This window comes from Mesorhizobium sp. M7A.F.Ca.CA.001.10.2.1, assembly GCF_003998575.1.
Taxonomy (GTDB): Bacteria; Pseudomonadota; Alphaproteobacteria; order Rhizobiales; family Rhizobiaceae; genus Mesorhizobium.
Genome location: NZ_RZQY01000745.1, coordinates 1 through 2,734 on the forward strand (window position 1 = coordinate 1; position 2,734 = coordinate 2,734).

The following is a 2,734-nucleotide window of genomic DNA, read 5'->3' on the forward strand; positions in this document are numbered from 1 at the left end:
GTCGGAGATCGTGCGGTAATACTGGTCGTCCTGGCCGATCCGCTTCTTCAATCCGACCTTGAAGGCGTCCTTCTCCAGGAACAGCAGGTCGAGCGGCAAGCCGACGGACAGGTTCGACTTCAACGTCGAATCGAACGACACCAAAAGCAGCTTCACCGTCTCGGCGAGGCTCATCGTCTTTTCGTAGGCGCGGATGATGATCGGCTTGCCGTATTTGGTCTCGCCGATCTGGAAAAACGGCGTGTCATCGGTCGATTCGATGAAATTGCCTTCGGGATAGATCATGAACAGGCGCGGCTCGCTGCCCTTGATCTGACCGCCGAGGATGAAGGACGCATTGAAATAGGAATCCGCCTTCTCGCCAGCGGATGACGAATTGGCGATGACCTCCTTGACCGTGTCGCCAACAATGCGGACCGTTTGGTACATCGACGGCGTTTCGAGCAGCGTGGAATGTCTTTCGGAGATCGCCTTGGTGCGCTCGTCGAGCAGGCTGACCACGGCCTGCGTCGTCGCCAGATTGCCCGCCGACATCAAAACGATGACGCGCTCGCCCGGCTCTTCCCAGACATGCATCTTGCGAAAGGTGGAGATGGAATCCATGCCTGCATTGGTACGCGTGTCCGACATGAACACGAGCCCGCGATCGATCTTCAGGCCAACGCAATAGGTCATGGAATCTCTTCTAGAGCAATTCCAGGAAAAGTGTGAAGCGGTTTTCCGTCCGGAATTGCGTTAAAACAAGGGGATAGAGCGGTTCGGCGTTTCCTTGAAACGATGAATCGCTCGGCAGCAATCTTGCGAGGATTACTGCTCCACCGTGACGGTGACCGCAAGCTGTTCTTCCGCCTGTCCCAGCCGAATTCCCGACACCGGCGTGGCGTCGCGGTAATCGCGGCCCGTTGCCACCTTTACATAACGCTCGTCGGGTGAAATGCCATTGGCGGCATCGAAGGCAACCCAGCCGAGACCCGAAACATGCGCCTCGGCCCAGGCATGGCTGGCCGCCTGCTCGACCGTGGCTTCCAGCATCAGATAGCCGCTGACATAGCGGGCCGGAAAGCCCATGGCACGCGCCGCGGCGGCAAAGATATGGGTATGATCCTGGCAGACCCCGGTTTTCAGCGCCAAGGCTTCCTCCGCCGGCGTCGTCGCACTGGTGGTGCCGGGCGTGTAGACAACGCGCTCGCCGATGACAGCCATCAGCCGGTGCAGCCTTTCGATGTCGCTGCCCTTGCCGACCGATGCGGCGAGTTCGCGGATACCGCTGCCGATCACCGTCAATGGCGTCTCATGGCTGTACAGCCAGAGCGGCGTAAAGCCCTGGTGCGGCCCCGAGACACCCGCGGTGTCGCGTGTCACCACTTCGCCTGATGCTTCCACCGTGATGAAGTCGCGCTCGCCCTCGACGCTTAGCAGCCTTGTGTCATTGCCGAAATGGTCGACAAAGCGAACTTCTTCGCGCGCGCCTTCGATGGTCAAGGCCCAGGACAGAACGGTCTGCGTCGACCCGCTGACCGGAAGCAGCCGCAGCCGCTGCAACAGATAGTGCACCGGCGCGTCGTAGCGGTATTCGGTCCGATGGGTGATCTTCAGCCGCATGCTTCTATTCCGTTTGTGAGCACGATCTCCGGACAAACGGTTTCATTTGTCTGAGAAAACCGGCTCCCACCTTTCGGGACCATGCTCAATTGAACCGATAATCTTGTGCGATCTCTTCGCCCAGTTTGGTGTTGTCGCGAATGAAATTGGCAAGGAATTCATGCAGGCCGGCGTCGAATATGCCCTTGATCGACCCGGCTCTCAGCATTGTCTGCGTCTTCTCGGCCGTTGCGTGGCAGGCATGGCGCTCGCCGTAATCGTCGCCGAGGAATTTCAGATGCTCCGACAGGAAGCGATAGCAGAACATCAGCGAGCGCGGCATGCGGACATTGAGGATCAGATAATCGGCAATGTTGGTCGGCTTGTAATCGGCGTCGTAGACCCAGCGATAGGAGCGATGCGCCGAGACCGAACGCAGGATCGATTCCCACTGATAATTGTCGAGCGTCGAGCCGACCCAGGAGATCGACGGCAGCAGCACATAATATTTCACGTCGAGGATGCGCGCCGTGTTGTCCGCGCGCTCGACATAAGTGCCGAGCTGCGAGAAGTCGAAGATCTCGTTGCGCAGCATGGTGCCGTAGAACGAGCCGCGGATCAGCGCCGTCTCGCGCTTGATGGCGTCGAGTACGCTGGGCAGGTCGCGCTCGTCGATCGGCTTGGCCAGCATCCGCTTCAGCGACATCCAGGCTTCGTTGATGCTTTCCCAGGTTTCGCGCGTCAGCGCGGTACGCACCATGCGGGCATTGTTGCGGGCCGTCTCGATCGACGCCATCGTGCTCGACGGGTTCGACGTGTCGCGCAACAGGAAGTCGGCGACGTTGGCCGCGGTATAGTCAGAATATTTCTGGCTGAAGGTGACGTCGGAACCGGCGCTGAGCAGCACCGAATTCCACTCTTCCGAGGCACTCTGGGTACGAGTCAGCGCCATGCGCAAACCGGCATCGACCAAGCGCGCCATGTTCTCCGCCCGCTCGATATAGCGATTCATCCAGTAAAGCCCGTTGGCGGTGCGGCCGAGAAGCATCATCGTGCCCCGATTTCGAGCGAATAGCGAATAGTGAGTAGCGAATAGGGGAAAATCAGCTTCATGATTTTTGTTGCAAACTCCTGATCATGGAACGTAGCATTT

At 58.9% G+C, this 2,734-nt stretch carries 3 protein-coding genes; all 3 read right to left on the bottom strand.

Annotated features, from left to right (window positions below):
* Positions 1–675, bottom strand: a 675-nt coding sequence (locus EN964_RS31030; RefSeq protein WP_127277172.1) for a peptidase, incomplete at its 3' end; no start/stop codon positions are given.
* Positions 676–807: 132 nt separating this feature from the next.
* Positions 808–1,602 (bottom strand): transglutaminase family protein, encoded by a 795-nt coding sequence (locus EN964_RS31035; protein ID WP_127273300.1) that lies wholly within the window; start codon positions 1,600–1,602, stop codon positions 808–810.
* Between the two features lie 85 nt (positions 1,603–1,687).
* Positions 1,688–2,629: an alpha-E domain-containing protein gene (locus EN964_RS31040; protein ID WP_027036710.1), complete on the bottom strand. Its 942-nt coding sequence runs from the start codon at positions 2,627–2,629 to the stop codon at positions 1,688–1,690.
* Between the last annotated feature and the right edge of the window lie 105 nt (positions 2,630–2,734).

Excerpts from the sequence above, each read along its gene's own strand:
- EN964_RS31035 (WP_127273300.1), bottom strand. The coding sequence starts at position 1,602 with ATGCGGCTGAAGATCACCCATCGGACCGAATACCGCTACGACGCGCCG.
- EN964_RS31040 (WP_027036710.1), bottom strand. The coding sequence starts at position 2,629 with ATGCTTCTCGGCCGCACCGCCAACGGGCTTTACTGGATGAATCGCTAT.